At 32.8% G+C, this 17,939-nt stretch carries 19 protein-coding genes; 11 read left to right on the top strand and 8 right to left on the bottom strand.

Annotation, left to right across the window (positions count from 1 at the left end):
• Positions 1 to 160 precede the first annotated feature (160 nt).
• On the top strand, positions 161 to 562 hold the full coding sequence (locus NAT47_RS11385; RefSeq protein ID WP_250582862.1) for a hypothetical protein: 402 nt from the start codon (positions 161 to 163) through the stop codon (positions 560 to 562).
• Here NAT47_RS11385 and NAT47_RS11380 read toward each other — a convergent pair.
• From NAT47_RS11380 to NAT47_RS11365, 4 genes are all read right to left on the bottom strand, one after another.
• Positions 557 to 2,089 carry a cryptochrome/photolyase family protein gene (locus NAT47_RS11380; RefSeq protein WP_250582860.1) on the bottom strand — a complete coding sequence of 511 codons (1,533 nt, stop codon included), beginning with the start codon at positions 2,087 to 2,089 and terminating at the stop codon, positions 557 to 559. The genes NAT47_RS11385 and NAT47_RS11380 overlap by 6 nt on opposite strands.
• A complete protein-coding gene (locus tag NAT47_RS11375) occupies positions 2,090 to 3,382 on the bottom strand; it encodes a DASH family cryptochrome (protein WP_250582858.1) in 1,293 nt (430 codons plus the stop codon).
• Positions 3,383 to 3,601: 219 nt separating this feature from the next.
• Positions 3,602 to 3,739, bottom strand: a complete 138-nt coding sequence (locus tag NAT47_RS11370; protein ID WP_250582856.1) for a DUF2256 domain-containing protein — start codon at positions 3,737 to 3,739, stop codon at positions 3,602 to 3,604.
• A complete protein-coding gene (locus NAT47_RS11365) occupies positions 3,739 to 4,374 on the bottom strand; it encodes a flavin reductase family protein (RefSeq protein WP_250582854.1) in 636 nt (211 codons plus the stop codon). Before NAT47_RS11365 ends, NAT47_RS11370 begins: the two co-directional genes overlap by 1 nt.
• A 148-nt stretch (positions 4,375 to 4,522) precedes the next feature.
• Here NAT47_RS11365 and NAT47_RS11360 point away from each other — a divergent pair, with 148 nt between their 5' ends.
• A complete protein-coding gene (locus NAT47_RS11360; RefSeq protein ID WP_250582852.1) occupies positions 4,523 to 5,863 on the top strand; it encodes an FAD-dependent oxidoreductase in 1,341 nt (446 codons plus the stop codon).
• 25 nt (positions 5,864 to 5,888) lie between these two features.
• Here NAT47_RS11360 and NAT47_RS11355 read toward each other — a convergent pair whose 3' ends face one another.
• Together NAT47_RS11355 and NAT47_RS11350 are read right to left on the bottom strand one after the other, a co-directional pair.
• A complete protein-coding gene (locus NAT47_RS11355; RefSeq protein WP_250582850.1) occupies positions 5,889 to 6,251 on the bottom strand; it encodes a cupin domain-containing protein in 363 nt (120 codons plus the stop codon).
• A gap of 4 nt (positions 6,252 to 6,255) precedes the next feature.
• Entirely contained in the window at positions 6,256 to 6,624 is a 369-nt protein-coding gene (locus NAT47_RS11350; RefSeq protein ID WP_250582848.1) for a DMT family protein, read from the bottom strand.
• 361 nt (positions 6,625 to 6,985) lie between these two features.
• Between NAT47_RS11350 and NAT47_RS11345 the strand changes: the two genes are divergently transcribed.
• The 7 genes from NAT47_RS11345 to NAT47_RS11315 all read left to right on the top strand — a co-directional run bounded on the left by NAT47_RS11345 (position 6,986) and on the right by NAT47_RS11315 (position 13,563).
• Positions 6,986 to 7,819, top strand: coding sequence for a MotA/TolQ/ExbB proton channel family protein (locus NAT47_RS11345; RefSeq protein ID WP_250582846.1), 834 nt, complete (start codon positions 6,986 to 6,988; stop codon positions 7,817 to 7,819).
• Between the two features lie 79 nt (positions 7,820 to 7,898).
• Complete coding sequence (locus NAT47_RS11340; RefSeq protein WP_250582844.1) at positions 7,899 to 8,513, top strand: ExbD/TolR family protein; 615 nt, start codon at positions 7,899 to 7,901, stop codon at positions 8,511 to 8,513.
• Positions 8,514 to 8,530: 17 nt separating this feature from the next.
• A complete protein-coding gene (locus NAT47_RS11335; protein ID WP_250582842.1) occupies positions 8,531 to 9,088 on the top strand; it encodes an ExbD/TolR family protein in 558 nt (185 codons plus the stop codon).
• A gap of 34 nt (positions 9,089 to 9,122) precedes the next feature.
• Positions 9,123 to 9,944: an energy transducer TonB gene (locus NAT47_RS11330; RefSeq protein ID WP_250582840.1), complete on the top strand. Its 822-nt coding sequence runs from the start codon at positions 9,123 to 9,125 to the stop codon at positions 9,942 to 9,944.
• A 246-nt stretch (positions 9,945 to 10,190) separates the two neighbouring features.
• Positions 10,191 to 11,108, top strand: coding sequence for a PstS family phosphate ABC transporter substrate-binding protein (locus NAT47_RS11325; RefSeq protein WP_250582838.1), 918 nt, complete (start codon positions 10,191 to 10,193; stop codon positions 11,106 to 11,108).
• A gap of 19 nt (positions 11,109 to 11,127) precedes the next feature.
• On the top strand, positions 11,128 to 12,798 hold the full coding sequence (locus NAT47_RS11320; protein ID WP_250582836.1) for a tetratricopeptide repeat protein: 1,671 nt from the start codon (positions 11,128 to 11,130) through the stop codon (positions 12,796 to 12,798).
• A gap of 132 nt (positions 12,799 to 12,930) precedes the next feature.
• Complete coding sequence (locus NAT47_RS11315; RefSeq protein ID WP_250582834.1) at positions 12,931 to 13,563, top strand: 7-carboxy-7-deazaguanine synthase QueE; 633 nt, start codon at positions 12,931 to 12,933, stop codon at positions 13,561 to 13,563.
• 99 nt (positions 13,564 to 13,662) lie between these two features.
• Here the strand turns inward: NAT47_RS11315 and NAT47_RS11310 are convergent, their stop codons facing one another.
• Positions 13,663 to 14,370 (bottom strand): class I SAM-dependent methyltransferase, encoded by a 708-nt coding sequence (locus NAT47_RS11310; RefSeq protein WP_250582832.1) that lies wholly within the window; start codon positions 14,368 to 14,370, stop codon positions 13,663 to 13,665.
• A gap of 80 nt (positions 14,371 to 14,450) precedes the next feature.
• Between NAT47_RS11310 and NAT47_RS11305 the strand changes: the two genes are divergently transcribed.
• Positions 14,451 to 14,948, top strand: coding sequence for a YkgJ family cysteine cluster protein (locus tag NAT47_RS11305; protein ID WP_250582830.1), 498 nt, complete (start codon positions 14,451 to 14,453; stop codon positions 14,946 to 14,948).
• A gap of 137 nt (positions 14,949 to 15,085) precedes the next feature.
• Here the strand turns inward: NAT47_RS11305 and NAT47_RS11300 are convergent, their stop codons facing one another.
• The gene (locus tag NAT47_RS11300) at positions 15,086 to 16,369 is read right to left on the bottom strand and encodes an exo-beta-N-acetylmuramidase NamZ family protein (RefSeq protein ID WP_250582828.1); all 1,284 of its coding nucleotides are present in this window, start codon (positions 16,367 to 16,369) and stop codon (positions 15,086 to 15,088) included.
• Positions 16,370 to 16,376: 7 nt separating this feature from the next.
• Here NAT47_RS11300 and NAT47_RS11295 point away from each other — a divergent pair, with 7 nt between their 5' ends.
• The gene (locus NAT47_RS11295; protein ID WP_250582969.1) at positions 16,377 to 17,609 is read left to right on the top strand and encodes an ABC transporter permease; all 1,233 of its coding nucleotides are present in this window, start codon (positions 16,377 to 16,379) and stop codon (positions 17,607 to 17,609) included.
• Positions 17,610 to 17,939: the final 330 nt, after the last annotated feature.

The following is a 17,939-nucleotide window of genomic DNA, read 5'->3' as shown; positions in this document are numbered from 1 at the left end:
ATTTAGATTTTCTGCATTTAAATCTAGCTGTTTAAAATATTTACACTATTTTACATTAATTTTATCATTGTCTTTTGCTTTTATTAATTATAGTTTAAGGGGAATTTGGACGACTCAAATTGTAATTATAGTTTCAATTTTTATTGGAGTATTTTACAATTTGATTGCTCAAAAATCGGTTTTAAATAAGGTGGAAAAATATTATTTCACTTTTTTAAGTTTTTTTCCTATTCTATTTTTTGGATTAGTTTTAATTCCGATGATTGGTTTTATAATTGTAGTTTCCCTAATCGGACAATTATTTAATCCAGTCGATAAAATTTATTATGAAGATAATAAATTAAGAATTCAAAGCAGTTTTGTTGGGGTTATGGCACTTCCAAGAATTAAAGTTTATAAAAAAATTGGAATTTTTGAAAAGGAATATAAAGATGAAAATTTAAATTTTGAAGACATTGATTCAATAAAGGTTGATTATAAAAATGATATTGCAAATATGTATATCTGGTATGAATATCATAAAAATCCAAATAAACCTGAGGAATTTAAAATTAAACTATAAACTTCCCAAATCCCCCAAAATCGAAATCGCTTTTTCTTTAGTAGCAGCAAATTCTTCTGGTTTCATTTTTCTTAGTAGGGCCAACATCATGCTCATTCTTTGATTATTGGCAAAATGCTGCTTTTTCTCATCTAAAAAATGCCAATACAAACTATTAAACGGACAAGCTTTTTCGCCCAATTTCTCTTTTACGTTGTAATGACAACTACCACAATAATTGCTCATTTTATTAATGTAACTTCCCGAAGAAACATAAGGTTTGGTTGCCACAATGCCGCCATCCGCATATTGACTCATTCCACGTGTATTAGGCATTTCTACCCATTCAATCGCATCGATGTAAACGCCTAAATACCAAGTGTCAACTTCGTCAGGATGCAATTGGGCTAACAAAGAAAAATTCCCAATCACCATCAATCGCTGAATGTGATGCGCATACGCTTCCGATAAACTCTGAGAAATGGAATGTTGCATACATTTCATCTTAGTTTTTCCGGTCCAAAAGAAATCAGGTAGCGGATTGTAGTTTTCTAATGCGTTCATTTGGGCATAATTCGGCATTTCTTTCCAATAAATTCCTCTAACATATTCGCGCCAACCAATAATTTGTCGCACAAAACCTTCTACTTGCGCCAATTCTATCGTTTCTTGATTTTGATAATAATACGAAACGACAGCGTCAACCACTTCTTTCGGACTTATCATTTTAGAATTCATCGCAAAAGACAAACGGGAGTGAAACAGAAATTTATGTCCAGAAAATAACGAATCTTGATACGTTCCAAAATGCGCCAACAAATGTTCACAGAAATAGTTAATCAATTGTAAACTCTCGTTTCTGGAAGTTGGCCAATTGAAATTTTCTTTATCAATGCTTCCAAAAGTGGTGATGTTTTGCGCTTCAATTTCGGCAACAAGGGCACTTACATTTTGATGAAATTCCAAAGGGAACGGAATTGGAACTTCGTTTTTATATTGATTGCGGTTGTTGTGGTCAAAGTTCCATTTTCCGTCTAGCGGTTGATCACCGACCATTAAAACGTTGTGTTTTTTTCGCATCATGCGATAGAAACTTTCCATCAAAAGTTGCTTTTTCCCTTTGAAAAAATCAGCCAATTCATTTCTAGAAGTATAAAAATGTTCGGATTCAACTGCTTTTGTGGGAATAGAAAGTTTTTCACAGATGTATTTCAATTGTTCATCTAAGCGATATTCATCTGGAAATTGATATTCAAATTGCTCGATTGTATTCTTTTCGACCAAATCCAGAATCAATTGTTCCAAATTATGAGGATTATTCGCATCCGAAATTTTATAATAAACCACGTGATGCCCCTTATTCATCAATTCCTCCGAAAAATTTCGCATGGAAAGAAAAAACGCCACGACTTTTTGAATATGATGTTTCACATAATCCGTTTCCTGACGCATTTCCGCCATTACATATATCACATCTGGATTGACTTCATCAAACCAAGAATGTTCCGAATTGAGTTGGTCGCCCAAAAGTAATCGAAGTGTTTTCATCTAAAATAATTCAGGAATTAACCATATTTTCTGAAATTTTCCATCGCTATCATACATTTCCGCTTGACGTTTGATGTTGAATTTCCTATCTCTAGGATCGTTTCCAACACCAGCATTGTATATCCAGTTGCCATAATTACTGTGCACATCGTAATCTAGTAACATGCTTTCAAAATAAGCCGCCCCAATGCGCCAATCTTGTTCCCATTCTTTTGCCCAAAAACTCGCTACATTTTGACGGCCTCGATTGCTCATCCAACCTGTTTTTTGTAATTCAATCAAGTTGGCATTCACGAAAGGTTCCGATGTGGTACCATTCGTCCATTGATTGAAAGCTTTTGTATTTTGATTCCAATGGTATTCTTTTTGCAATATACCGTTCAATTGGAAAATTTTGTTGCCGTGTTTTAGGGATATGTATTTGAAATAATCGCGCCAAATCAATTCGAAAATCAACCAATAGGTATCTTCATTTTTGACTACTTTTCTCTCAAATTGTTGTACTTCCCAATAAATTGTTCGTGCCGAAATACTCCCATTCGCTAACCAAGCGGAAAGTTTTGAACTGTAGTCTTTTCCAACTAAACCATTTCGAGTTTTCTTGTAAACTGCTAGTTTTTTGGTATCCCAGAAATAATCTCTGATTCTTTTTTTAGCTTGATTTTCGCCACCTTTAAAAGGAAAAGCAGTTTTATTCGGTTGCTTAAACTCATCAAATCCTAAATCTTCTAATGTTGGAATGTTTGTTTTTTCTTCAATTAGGTTAGCAATTGGTTTTGCTGAAATAGCAACGGTAGGACGCACTCGAATTTTCTTTTCTAATTGTTTTCTGAATTCCGTAAAAACTTCTGGTATTTTATCCCAATCTTCATACGGAACATCATCAGGATGAAATAGAAACTGATCGTAATACGTTTTCCAATTTACTGCTGGAATTAAATTGCGAACTTCAGTTGCTACATCCACTTCTTCTTGCGTCCATTCTTTTTGACAATAAATGGTATCAATTTGATATTTTGCAGCTATTTCAGGAATTAATTGTTCGGGATAACCATAATAAACTAACAAGGAGATATTCTTCTCCGCTAAATTTTTTTGTAATTCGGCTAAAGTTTCTAGAAGAAATTGGGTTCTAAATTTTTCTGTTTTCTTGAAACCGTATTGCGTTGTTTCGAAATGTCTTGGGTCTAAACAATAAACCCCTATTACTTTTTCATTTTCTCTACAAGCATTGTACAATGAATGATTGTCAATCGTGCGCAAATCATTTCTAAACCATATTAGTCCGTTCATGTTTTTTTAGTTTTTCGGATGCTCAGATTATGGATTTTCAGATGGTTTACTTTCTTTTTCTGAAAACCGAAAATCTGATTGTCATTATTTTTTTACTCGCCAAGACACAAAGTCGCGAACATTTTTTTAAGATTTATTTTTTATGATTTTCTAGATTCCTTTCCTTTCTCAAATCCGTATTCCGAAAATCCGCTTTCCGAAAATCAGAACATCAGAAAATCAATTCTTGTTTTTCCTGCATTTATCACTACAATACAAAACTTCCTCCCAATTTTTCTCCCATTTTTTGCGCCATGAAAAAGGACGTAGACAGGTTTTACAGATTTTTTCAGGAAGATGTACTTTTTTATGCGCCATTATAACATCGAAGTTGTAGGTTTGTCAGGTCTTGCATAATGAAATCGGTCCACTAATTTTGGTACTGTATATCCATCTAAACCATTAATAGCGACAACATTTCCTCGATCTAATTGTATCCAATTGTCATCGTGAAAGAGATTTTCATCCGCATAAATGGTTTCGATTGAAGCGATGATGTGAATGCAATCGTTTTCTTCAATTTTGTATTCGTTGAGATATTTGCACAATAATTTAACAGGACTTCTTTTTACAAAAGGAACTTTGTGATGGTCGAAGAATTCGGGTTCCAAATTGGTTTTGTCAAATTCTGAAATGTGTTCGTCATAACTTGAAGAGGTGTGATGGGCATCGGCAATCATTTCTTCGGTAATATGATTTACAGTAAAATAACCTGTTTCTTTTAAGTTTTTATACGTGTCTCTTGGTACCGTTGTGGGTCTTAAAATAAATCCTAGTAAGGGTGGTTCACTTCCTAAGTGCGTAACACTACTGAAAACAGCAACATTTAAAACGCCATCTGCAGAAATGGTTCCTATTAAATTGGCTGATTTATAACCCGTAACGCAATTTACCAAGTTGAGTCTTGGTACTTTAGACATTTGAGATAAATCTTCTTTAGTAATTTTTTTCATTGCAATTTTTATTCAAAGATAGTTTTGTTTAATGAATAATAAAAATAATTAAACAAAATTTAAGTTTAAAAGTGAAAATTTATTAAAAGGCAAGCTTAGAAATTTATTATTACGTACTTTTGTAATCCAAATTTTTACAAAAATCTTCATGCAAACGCCACAAAAAATTGCTGTTGTTGGTTCTGGATTAGTAGGAACTTTATTGGCTATCTATTTAAAGAGAGCTGGGCATATAGTTCATGTTTTTGACCGTAGTCCGGATATTCGTACGATTCAATTTTCGGGTCGTTCTATTAATTTAGTAATGTCCGATAGAGGTTGGAAAGCTTTAGAAGATATCGGTTTAGATGATGAAATTCGAAAAATTGGAATTCCGGTGGATAAAAGAGCGATTCATTTGCAAGATGGAAAATTAAATTATCAATACTACGGAAAAGAGGGCGAAGCTATTTTTTCACTATCAAGAGGTGTTTTGAATAGAAAAATGGTAGACTTGGCAGAAGGAGAAGGTGTAGAATTCTTTTTTGAAAGAAAAATTTGGGATATCAATTTGGCGACAGCCACATTATATGAAGGAGAAACAGAACAAGGGGCTTGGTCTGAACTAAATTACGATAAAGTATTTGGTGCTGATGGTGCTTTTTCTAGAATTAGGCACAGAATGCAGCGACAATCGATGTTCGATTATTCGCAAGAATTTATGGAAATTGGTTACAAGGAATTACATATCCCAGCCAATGCTGATGGTTCACATAAAATTGATAAAAATTCACTTCATATTTGGCCGCGAGGTAACTTTATGTTGATGGCTTTGGCAAACTTGGACGGGACTTTTACTTGTACATTATTTATGCCATTTAAAGGTGAAAATTCTTTTGAATCGTTGAATAATGAAACTACATTAGTTGATTTTTTTGCTAAATATTTTCAAGACACAAAAGAAGTAATACCAGATTTGGTTCAAGATTTCTTTAAAAATCCAACGAGTTATTTAGCAATCATGAAATGCTTTCCTTGGACATTTGAGGATAAAGTAGCTTTAATTGGAGATTCGGCCCATGCAATAGTACCATTTTATGGTCACGGAATGAATGCTGGTTTTGAAGATATCACCATTTTAAATGAAATGATGCTAAAATATGGAGACGATTGGCATCAAATTTTCAAAGCTTATGAGATTTCAAGAAAGCCAAATGCAGACGCTATTGCTGAACTTTCTAGAAGAAATTTTGAAGAAATGAGTACGAAAACTGCTGATGCTAATTTTTTATTACAAAAGAAAATTGAAAAATGGTTTTCTGATAAACATCCAGAAAAATGGATGCCATTGTATAGCCGAGTAACTTTTAGTTTACAACCGTATTCCGAAGCTTTAGCAATTGGTGATTTTCAAAACAAAATCATGCAAGAAGTTCTGAAAATGGACAATATAGAAGAAAATTGGAATACTGAAGAAGTTGAAAATAAGATTTTAGATTTATTAAATTAAAAAGAGAGGCAATCGCCTCTCTTTTTTAATCTTCTCTATTAACAGCATCCATACTAAAAGCTGGCGTACAAATTGCTAAATATTCACACGGTTCATCAAATGGATTCGAATATTGAATACGCGTGTTTTTCTCAATTTTGATCGATTGACCGGCTTCTAATACTACCACTTCATCTTCGATTATAAATTGCTTTTTACCTTTAATGATATAGGTGTATTCATCAAACTCTGGAGTTTGAAAGGGTTCGCTCCATCCAGAAGGAGCTATCATATGAGCAATCGAAATTCCTGAATTGTTTGTGGTTGCCAATCCGTGATGTTCTTCAATCAATTTTCCATCTGTTGTTGGAACTACAAAAGGTGTTTTTTGAATAAAATATTTTTTCATTTTGTTACTTCTTAAAAATAAAATAAACTGCCAATACTAAAAAACAAAATCCTACTGCGTGATTCCATCGGAATGTTTCGTTTTTGAAAAATAGTAAAGAGAAAATCACAAAGATAACCAACGTAATCACTTCTTGAATTACTTTTAATTGCATTAACGAAAAGGGTCCGCCATTGCCTTCATATCCAATTTTATTCGCAGGAACTTGAAAGAAATATTCAAACAATGCTAATCCCCAGCTGATTAAAACCACGGTAATTAAACCCGCGTTTTCAAACCATTTTAATTCTTTAAATTTTAAATGTCCGTACCAAGCCAATGTCATGAAAACATTTGATAAAATTAGTAAGCCTATGGTTAATACTCCTTTCATGTTACATTGATTTATTGAGGTCAAAGATAAAGGTAAAGTTACTAATTATAAAAAATCACAAATTAATTTAACTCAGTTATAAAAATGCAATTTAAAATAAATATTTAATAATTATCATAATATTTTTTATTTTAGTTGCGTTTTGATATAAATAGTGTTAAAGTGTTAATTTTTAAAAAAGTTAATTTAACAATAAATTTACCGTTAAGTAAAGTTATTGTTAATATTTCTTAATATTAAATGTAAAAGCTTAAAAAACTTTTTTATTTCAAAGTAAAAAATTAAATTTGACCCCGGTTAAGTCATAAAAGTGGGCTTTAACAAAATTATAGACATTTTATAACTAATAAATTTAAAAAAAATGACAAACGTATCTAACGGATCTGTTGAAAACGGAGCAAGCTCTAAAGGCTCAAATTTATTTGCAGCTTTAACTATTGTAATTTGTATTGCAATCGGAATTTTAATTTGGAAATTCATTATGGGTCATCCATCAAATTTTGAAAACAATGATCCAGAAGGTCATCCGCTACCAGGTAACTATTTAGGGATGGTTTACAAAGGAGGTTTTATCGTTCCTATTTTGATGGGCTTACTTTTAATGTCTTTAGTGTTTTCTATTGAAAGATTTTTTGTAATCGGAAAAGCTGCAGGAAAAGCGAATGTTGAAAAGTTTGTGAAAAATGTTCAAACTTTAGTAGCTGCAGGAAAGGTTGACGAAGCTATTGCGGAGTGTGATGCTCAAGAAGGATCTGTGGCTAACGTAGTTAGAGCAGGATTAACAAAGTATCAAGAAGTTAAAAAAGAAGGTTTTGATAGTGAGAAAGCTACAGAAACTATTCAAAAAGAAATTGAAGAGGCTACCTCTTTAGAAATGCCAATGTTGGAAAAAAATATGACTATTATTGCTACTTTAGTATCAATTGGTACATTAATGGGATTATTAGGAACTGTATCAGGTATGATTAAAGCGTTCTCGGGATTAGCAGCAGCGGGTGCTCCAGACCAAGCGGCGTTAGCAACTGGTATTTCTGAGGCGTTAATTAATACGGCTACAGGTATTGGAACATCTACTTTAGCTATTATTTCTTACAACTTATTTACATCTAAAATCGATAAATTAACTTATTCTATTGATGAGGCTGGTTTTGCTATTACACAAGCTTACAGAAGAATGAAAGGAAAAGCTGCATAACAATAGCAGTTTTTAGAGTTAATTATTAATATGTTTCAAATATTCAAAATAGAATTTTGAAATTAAAATTTTGAAAAAGATGGCAAAAGTAAAAATGTCAAAAAAGAGTACAAAAATCGACATGACCGCAATGTGTGATGTTGCCTTTTTGTTGCTTTCTTTCTTTGTAATGACGTCTACTGCTAAAGTGCCAGAACCACTTCCGGTAGATACACCGGCTTCTACTCGTGAGACTAAGTTACCAGATACAGATTTGGTAACCATTACGGTAGGTGATGGAAAAGTGTTTTTTGGTATGATAGGTCAAGATATTCGTACAGATGCTTTAGGTAGAATTGCAGAAAAATACAAGTTGTCTTTCACAGAGGAAGAAACTAAGCGTTTTTCTTTAATTGATGGTTTTGGAGTTCCAGCTGGAAATTTAAATAAATTGATTTCGCTTAAAAGTGATGAACGAAACAAAGAAGGGGTTCAGCCTGGTATTCCTTATGATTCAATTGACAACCAGTTAAGAGAGTGGATTTTGGCAGCTAGATATGCTACCAAAGAGCTACATCAAAAAGAGGTTAAGGTTGCTATCAAAGGTGATGCTAAAGAAGAATATCCTACAATTAAAAAGGTAATTGATATTCTTCAAGATCAAAAAATAAACAAGTTTTTCCTCGTTACTGGTCTAAGAAGCGAAGATTTTTAATTTAAAAATACTATATAATGGCAGAATTAAATACTGGCGGAGGCGATAGTAAAGGTAAAAAAGTAAGAAGTAAGAAGCAGGATGCTGGTGTAGATTTAACAGCGATGGTAGATTTGGCATTCCTTTTGATTACCTTCTTTATGCTTACCACTTCGTTGTCAAAACCACAGTCAATGAACTTGGCTATGCCTGATAAAACCAAAGAGCAAGTTGATGAGCCTAACTTGGATGTAGCTGATGATAGAACTATGACTATTTTATTAGGTGAGAAAAATAAAATGGTTTGGTATTATGGTTTACCAAATTCACCTTTAGAGGGTCCAACAGTAGTTGGATATGGTAAAAATGGTATCCGTAAGGAGTTACTATCAAAAACCAAATCAGTTGTTGAAAAATATGGTGATCCTAAAAAAGGTTTAATTGTATTGGTAAAGGCGAGCAACAAATCAACATATAGAAATTTAGTTGATATATTAGATGAAATTGCAATTACAAAAGTACCAACTTATGCAATTGTAGATATTACTCCAGAGGATAAAGCTATGTTAGAAAAGGAAAATTTATTAACTAAATAAGTTTTATTTTCTACATTTTAAAACAATTATAATTATGTCAAAATTAAACATATTTCAGCAAGAGTGGATTGATATGGTTTTTGAAGGGCGCAATAAAGCATATGGTGCTTATGAGTTGCGTGCACATGATTCAAAAACTACTACAAGAGCTTTGTTAGTTGGAGCTGTTTTTTTTGTTTCTGTTATTGCTGTACCAGTAGTTAAAAACATTATTAATCAGCAATTAGCATCAACAGAAAAAGAAGTTAAAGATAAAGTAATAGAGGCTGCTTTATTACCTCCTCCTCCAAAAGACGAGGCGCTTCCACCACCACCACCACCAGAACCACCTAAGTCTATTAATGATCAGGTGAAGTTCCCACCACCAAAAGTGGTAGAAAAAGAAAAGGTGAAAGACGAAGATCCACCAACAGTTCAAGATCTTGAAAAAGCAGATCCTGGTCAAAAAAACATTAAAGGTGACCCTAAAGCAGGTGATATCAATATTGATACTCCTTCTGGTGAAGGTCCTAAAGGTAGTGTTGTAACTGAGGACCCTGAAAAAGTTTACGTTGCTGTAGAAGTTCAGGCTGAACCACCTGGAGGTATGGAAGCTTTTTACAAACGTTTTGCAAAATCATTTACTACTCCAGAAGTAGATGGTGGAATCACTCAAATCAGATTTGTTGTTGGTTTCGTTGTTGAAAAGGATGGAAGTTTTACAGATATTAGAGTATTGCGTGACGGAGGTTACCCTGAAGCAGGTAAAGAAGCAATTAGAGTATTGAAAAAAATGCCAAATTGGAAGCCTGCAATTCATAATGGTAATGCTGTTCGATCTCAATTTGCATTACCTATTGTTATTAAAGTTCAGTAATTTTACTAACATGAATATTTTTAAAAATTATAAACAGAAATCTCTGTCTCAGAGATTTCTGTTTGTTTTAGGACTAGTTTTTCTTTTAATATATGTCTTTCTAGGTATAACATTATTTGTTTGGAAAACTATGCCCGTTGAAATTTCTTATTCTAGAAGAGTAATTTTAGGAATAATTCTGATTGTATATGCAATTATTCGCTTCTACAGGTTAAATAACATCTCAACTGATTAATTTTAGTAGTTATGAAAACTAAATTTTTATTTGCTCTTATTTTATTATCTGTATTCTTTTCATGTGAAAAAGGAGCTAAACTCACAAAAGACTCGAAAGAGACTGTAGTTACTGGAACTACTACAATTTTAGTTGATGAGACTATTTTTCCAATAGTTGAGGATGTGGTAGCTGTTTTTGAAAACGAATACAAAAATGCACGTATAAAATTAATTAGTAAGCCAGAAGGTGAAATAATTAGTTTGCTAAAAGAAGATAAAGCTAAAATTGCAATCTTACCCAGAAATCTTAATGATGAAGAATTAGATTATTATACAAAAAAGAAAATTATACCGAGAATTACTGAATTTGCAGAAGATGCTGTAGTATTCATTACAAACAAAGAGAATAATTTACCTTCTTTAAATAAAGATGATTTAGCTTCAAAGTTAAAAGGAAAGTCAAGTGTATTAAATCAAAGGATTGTTTTTGAAAATCCCAATTCTAGTATAATTAACTTTGTGAAAAATGAATTTAATTTAGATCAACTTGATTCCAATTTAGTTTATTCTATGAATAACTCAAAAGAGTTGATCAAGTTCATTGCGGATAATAAGGATGCTGTTGGTGTTATAGGTGTTAATTGGTTATTACAGCCCTCTGTTGATATTGAAAGAGAGGTTCAAAATGTTAAAATTATAGGTTTTACATCTTCACTTCAAAATGGCAATCAAAATGTAGTTTTTCCTAATCAATCGAATATTGCCGATCATTCTTATCCTTGGACTAGAAAGTTATATTTGTTAAATTTTCAGGGAGCTAATGGTTTAGGCATGGGTTTTGCATCTTATATTGCAGGAGAAAACGGGCAAAGAATAATTTTAAAATCTGGTCTTTCTCCAAAAAAAGTTCCTTCAAGGGAGATAAATGTTAAAGGAAGTATAGAATAATTAATTAAGAAATATTAAAATGAAGAAGAAATTAGGTTTGAGTATTTTATTTGTAACATTATCAAGTCTTGGTTTTGCTCAAGATTTAACACAAGTAAAAAAAGATATCGAAGCTGAGCGATATGATTCAGCAAAAAAAACATTGAAATCCTTAATAAAAACAAATCCTGATAATGGTAAGTTATACTATTACTTAGGCGATGTATATTTGGCTCATAAAGAATCAGATTCCGCCCAAGCTATTTTTAACAAAGGTTTGCTAGCTAAGGAAAAAGGTTTTTTAAACAATATAGGTCTTGGAATATTAGATCTAGATGCTAAAAAGAATGCTGATGCAGCCGTTAAATTTGATAAAGCTTCAAAAGAAATTAAGAAGAAAGACGTAGACGAAACTTTGTTGATAGCAAAGGCTTATATTCAGTCCGAAAACCCAAATTACAAATTAGCTATAGAAATTATTAATAAAGTTTTAGCAACTAAGGTAGATAATGCTCAAGCTCATTTATTACTAGGTGACGCACAGTTTGCAAGTGGAAATTCAAATGAAGCTTATTCCTCTTATAGAAATGCTTATGATTACGATAACTCTGTGATCTTAGCTAAGATGAACATTGCCAAAATTACAAAAAACGCGAAAGCATTTAATCAAGCTGTTAAATCATTTGATGAAATTGTAAAAACAAATCCAAATTTTGGTCCTGTTTACCGTGAATTAGCAGAAACCTATTACTTTTGGGCAAATTCTGAACAAGACAAATACCAAGACTACATCACTAAGGCTTTAAATTATTATGAAAAATATATGAGTCTAACTGACTATTCGTTAGATTCTAGAATGCGTCATGCCGATTTCTTGATACTAGCTAAAGATTACAAAGCTTTAGAAAAAGAAGCTAGTGAGATGAAAAAATTGGATAATATTAATCCAAGAATTTTAAGATACTTAGGTTATGCTGCATATGAAAATGGAAACTTCGCTGAAAGTTCTAAAGCTTTAACTGAGTTTTTTGTTAAAGTAGATCCAAAAAGAATTATAGCTAGAGATTATTTATATCTAGGGTTGACCAAAATGGCTGAAGCTAAAAAAGCTGATGGAACCTATGATGAAAAAATTTTTAACGAAGGTGTTGTTGAATTGAATAAAGCCGTTGAAAAAGAACCATCAATTGCAGGTGAATTAAACCCGATTGGTAGAAAAATGTTTAATGACAAGTTGTACAAAAATGCAACTAAGCTTTTTGAAGTAGCAATTAAGAACCCAAAATCTAAAAATTATACATTAGATAATTTTTATTTAGGTTATGCTTTGTATTTAGATTATGAAGTTAAAACTTCTCCTAAAGAACAGCTAACGCAAGCCGACCTTGCTTTTTCAAAAGTTATTGAGGTTTCGCCTACAACACAAGATGCTCATTTATACAGAGCTAGAGTTAATGATTTAATAAACACTCCTGAAGCTAAAAATCTTACTTTAACTTCATATGAGCAGTACATAAAAATTCTTGATGATAAAGGTGATGCTGAAAAAGCAAAACCTGCAAGTAAAAGAGGTTTAATAGAGGCTTTAACTCATGTTGGTGCTCATTATGCCAATACAGGTCAAAAAGATAAAGCGGTTGAAAATCTTAAAAAATTATTAGTTGTAGATCCTACTAATAAATACGCATCAGATACATTGAAAGCATTGTAATAAGATAATTACACCTATTAAAAGGCTCAAATCTAATTATGATTTGAGCCTTTTTTATTATATTATAAAAACTAGGTTCGTAATTATAACACGTGCAAGTAAATAAGTATATTTGTACCCAATTTTAAAGTAATGTTACAAAAAGAAGTACAATTAGCGGTTGAAAAAGGCGAAATGTTGCCTTTAATGGAGGAGTTTTACACGATTCAAGGCGAAGGATATCATACAGGAACAGCAGCTTATTTCATTAGAATTGGCGGTTGTGATGTAGGCTGCCATTGGTGCGATGTGAAAGAAAGTTGGAATGCGGAATTACACCCACCAACAAATACCGATGTAATTGTTGCCAATGCTAAAAAATACGCTGATACTGTAGTGGTAACAGGTGGAGAGCCTTTGACTTGGGACATGACGTTATTGACTTCAAAATTAAAAGAGCAAAATCTAAAAGTACATATTGAAACGTCTGGAGCTTATGAAGTTACGGGAACTTGGGATTGGTTTTGTTTGTCACCAAAGAAAAATAAATTACCAGTTCAAAGTGCTTACAATATCGCTAACGAATTGAAAGTAATCATCTACAACAAACACGATTTCATTTTTGCAGAAGAACAAGCAGCTAAAGTAAATCCAAACGCTATTTTATTTTTACAACCTGAGTGGAGCAAAAAAGAAGAAATGACACCATTAATTGTAGATTATGTGATGAACAATCCAAAATGGAGAGTTTCGTTACAAACGCATAAATATTTGAATATCCCGTAATTTTTGCTCGCAAAGACGATGAGCCGCAAAGGATAAATCTTTTCTTTGTGAAACTTTGTGCAAAAACTTCGTGGTACTTTGTGTAACAAAAACTTTCAATCAGATTTTGGTTAGCTTCGCTAAATAATCAAAATGTTTACCCTCTAAAATCAATTCACATTCCAAACCATTTGCAATTGCGGCGTTTTGTAGCGTGTTATAATCTAAATATAACCAATTAAAAGTATCTTCCGTTTCACCTTTATATTGAATCGTGAAGGTTAATTCACCATAATAACCACTTGCCGGAACTTCGTAAGCACCATCTTCGTCTTGGTCGTACATGTAAATTAAGTCCGAGCTATCAATCAGAATTTGTCCGCCTTCGTTTAAAAGCGATTTTAATTTTTGCAAGAACTTCGAAATCTGATTCATTTTTTCGAAGATTCCAGTTCCGTTCATCAAAAGTAATATGGTGCCAAATTTCTCTGAACTATCTAAATCCAAAACATCCGAAACTTTACAGTTTTTCAAACCTCTCAATACGCAAGCCTTAATCGCATTTTCCGAAATATCAATTGCGGTAACATCAAAACCTTTTTCTTGCAAATACAAAGCATGACTTCCCGCCCCGCAACCTACATCTAACACTTTTCCTTTAGCTAATTGCAACGCTTTTTGTTCCAATTTTGGCATCTCTTTAAAATCACGAAACAAATAGGCAACGCTCATTTCATCGGCTTCCGAAATAGAAGTTTCAGTAATTAAATCTTCGGGAGAATTATTGGTTTGGTAGTCTAAAATGGCTTTTCCGAAAAGGTCTTTCATGGTTTGTATTTCAAAATTCAACATTCGTTATTCTAAATTCGAAATTCAAAATCGTAACTTTGCAGTAGAAAATTCATAAAATGCTAAAGCCAAATTTAAACGAACTCGGAAAACTTGCCAAAGATACGCATAACGAAACCAAAAAGTATTTTGACAAGTTAAAAAAGAAAACACCCAAGAATTTGGATTATGTAATGCAAGATTTACACGATGCCGAATTCAAAAAAACGAATTGTTTGGAGTGTGCCAATTGTTGCAAAACAACTGGACCGTTATTTACTTCGGCCGATATTGAACGAATTTCAAAGAGTTTTCGTCAAAAACCACAACAATTTATCGACCAATATCTTCGTATTGATGAAGATAACGATTATGTGTTAAAAAGTGTTCCATGTACGTTTTTAGATAGCGACAACAAATGTTTCATCTACGATGTTCGCCCAAAAGCTTGCCGAGAATTCCCACACACCGACAGAAAGAAATTCCAACAAATCTCAGATTTAACTCTGAAAAATGTTGCGATTTGTCCAGCTGCGTTTAATATTGTGGAGAAAATGAAGGAGAAGTTGCCGCTTTAAAAGTGGTCAGTGTTCAGTTTAAAGTGTTCAGATTTTTTACAATTTTATTATTCCGTTAGTAATCTCAAATTTTATTAGAGATAATTCGAAAAATTCATGTTGTTTAACTTCCGACTTCCAACATCCAGCTTCCATTATCACTCATAAATCAAATACTTCTTTCTCACTTCCTTAAACTGCTCCAAACCTTCTTGCCAAGTTTTTCTAATTTCTTTTTCGGTCATGCCAGTTTCAATTTGTTCGCGGAGTTTTTTGGTTCCGGCTAATTTGGTGAAGAAATCATTGAAGAAAACGGTTTTGTCTGTGGTGTTTTCGTAAGCTTTTAATAACCATTTTAATTCCAATCGGTGTACTTTTCTAATTTCGGTTAAATCTTCCCCAAAGCATAACTTTCCATTATGAACAGGATCTTTTGCACCAAAATTGGGTTTCGGAGTAAAACTAAAATCAAATTCGCTTTCAGGTAAAAATGGCGAACCGTATATTTGGAATTGCTTTTCGGTACCGCGACCTAAACTCACATTCGTACCTTCAAAAAAGCACAAACTCGCATATAAATTAATCGATTGGTCATTCGGTAAATTTGGCGAAGGCTTCACAGGTAAGCTGTATTTCATATCGTGCGAATAGTTCAAACACGGAATAACAGTCAAGTTACATTGTAAACCGTCTTTCAGCCATTTTTCACCGTTAATCATTTTGGCATACTCGCCAATCGTCATCCCATGCAAAACAGGAATTTCATGCATCCCAACAAAACTTTTATGTTCCTTTTCTAAAATCGGACCATCAATAATACTTCCATTCGGATTTGGGCGGTCTAAAACCAAAAGCGGAATATTATTTTCAGCGCAAGCTTCCATTACATAATGCAACGAAGATATATAAGTGTAAAATCGTGCACCTACATCCTGCAAATCAAAAACCAAGATGTCAATTCCTTCTAATTGCTCTGGTTTTGGCTTTTTATTGTTTCCGTAAAGTGAAATAATTGGTAAATTAGTCTTAGTGTCTTTTCCGTCAACGATTAATTCTCCAGCATCAGCTGTTCCTCTAAAGCCGTGTTCAGGAGCGAAGATTTTAACGATATTTATTTTATCCCAAATTAATTCATCTACTAAATGAACATATTCTTTTTTATAGAAAGATTCAATCCCTTCTTTTGGAAATTCGGTGTAATGAACTTCAATTGTACCTGAAATACTTGTTTGATTTGCAACAACCCCTACTTTTTTATCTTTTAATAATTCAATATTTCTCATAAATAAGGTTTCTGCACCAGTTTCAATTCGGCTGTTTTTAGGAATACTATAATCAGTACTCGGTTTTAGTTGCGGAATTGCCTTTTTACTACTTCCACACGAAACGATTAGTAAAGAAAAAAATAATAATGTACTTTTGAAAAATAATTTAGATGTCATAAAAACCTTGAATTTAGAATATTTCATAGCCAAAAGACTAATTGCTGCTAAAAGTTATAAAAGTAGTATTTCTTCGCCAATTATAAAAATTGCGATTACGGCAATTGCCATCGGAATTATTATGATGATTATGGCGGCGGCTACGGGTGTTGGACTTCAAGATAAAATTCGTGAGAAGGTTTCGGCTTTCAACGGACATATTATTATTTCTAATTTCGACGACAATCAATCGCAAGTCACCACCGAGCCCATTTCTATCAATCAAAGTTTTTATCCTAAGTTCAAAAATGTAGAAGGGATTCATCATGTACAAGCTGTAGCTACTAAAGCCGCTATAATTCGAACCGAAAAAGCATTCGAAGGAGTCATTTACAAAGGAGTTGGAAACGATTATAATTTCACCCATCTAGAAGAATATTTGGTCGAAGGTAAAATCCCAAATCTAAAATCCGAATTAAATACCGAAGTTTTGATTTCGGAATACTTAGCTAAGCGTCTGCATTTAAAAGTTGGAGATAAGTTTCTAACCTTTTTCATGAAAGAAAACGGAAAACTTCCAAATAAAAGAAACTTCTTAATTACCGGAATTTTTAACTCAGGTTTTCAAGAATTCGATGCAACCTACATAATAGGAGATATTCGCCACATTCAATTGATCAATAAATGGGAACCAACACAAATCGGAGCATTCGAAGTTTTCGTAGATGATTTCTCAAAAATCAAAGAAAAAGGTGAGGAAGTCTACAAAGAAATTCCACCTACCTATAATAGTATCACCATAGAAGAAAAATATTACAGCATTTTCGAATGGCTGAAATTGTTTGATTTCAACATCTTGGTTATTCTAATCGTAATGATTGTGGTGGCTACTATTAATATGGTAGTTGCATTGTTAGTCCTAATTTTAGAACGCACCCAAATGATCGGAATCCTAAAAGCCATTGGCGCCAACAACTGGAATGTTAGAAAAATATTCCTGTACAATGCTTTCTATTTAATCGCTCGCGGATTATTTTGGGGAAATCTAATCGCAATTACTTTATTGTTAATTCAAAAATTCTTCGGCGTAATCCAACTCAATCCCGAAAACTATTACGTTAACGAAGCGCCAGTAAGTATTAATTTGCTTCACATCGCATTATTAAATATCGGAACCGTAATTGTATGTTTATTGGTGTTATTAATTCCATCTTACATTATCACCAAAATCTCACCAGTTAAAGCAATACGTTTCGATTAGTTTTTAGAAGCAGCCGTTTATTATTCCATAAATACTCTTAGTCCCGCTGTGCGCTACAATTTTTTTTGCCTTGTAATATTAAGTGAATTCGAAACAAGGCAAAAAAAGATTTCCACTCCCATCGGGGCTATATAAGACGTTTAGTATTCCAGATAACCATCCCACTGGCTCGTGAGTTGAGCAAAATTCCTCGCATTTGCGAGTTGTCATCCTATGTTTGCAAAAGGAAGTTCTTTGAAAATTTTATAAATTTATTTCAACAGAAGAAAGAGAAAGATAAAAGCTAAATCTTGTCATTGGTCAATTAAGACTGTTCGGAATGCTAGTTCC

It is taken from the genome of Flavobacterium fragile (assembly GCF_023634865.1).
In the GTDB taxonomy this organism is placed as follows: domain Bacteria; phylum Bacteroidota; class Bacteroidia; order Flavobacteriales; family Flavobacteriaceae; genus Flavobacterium; species Flavobacterium fragile.
This window is presented reverse-complemented; position numbering and strand designations above follow the sequence as displayed.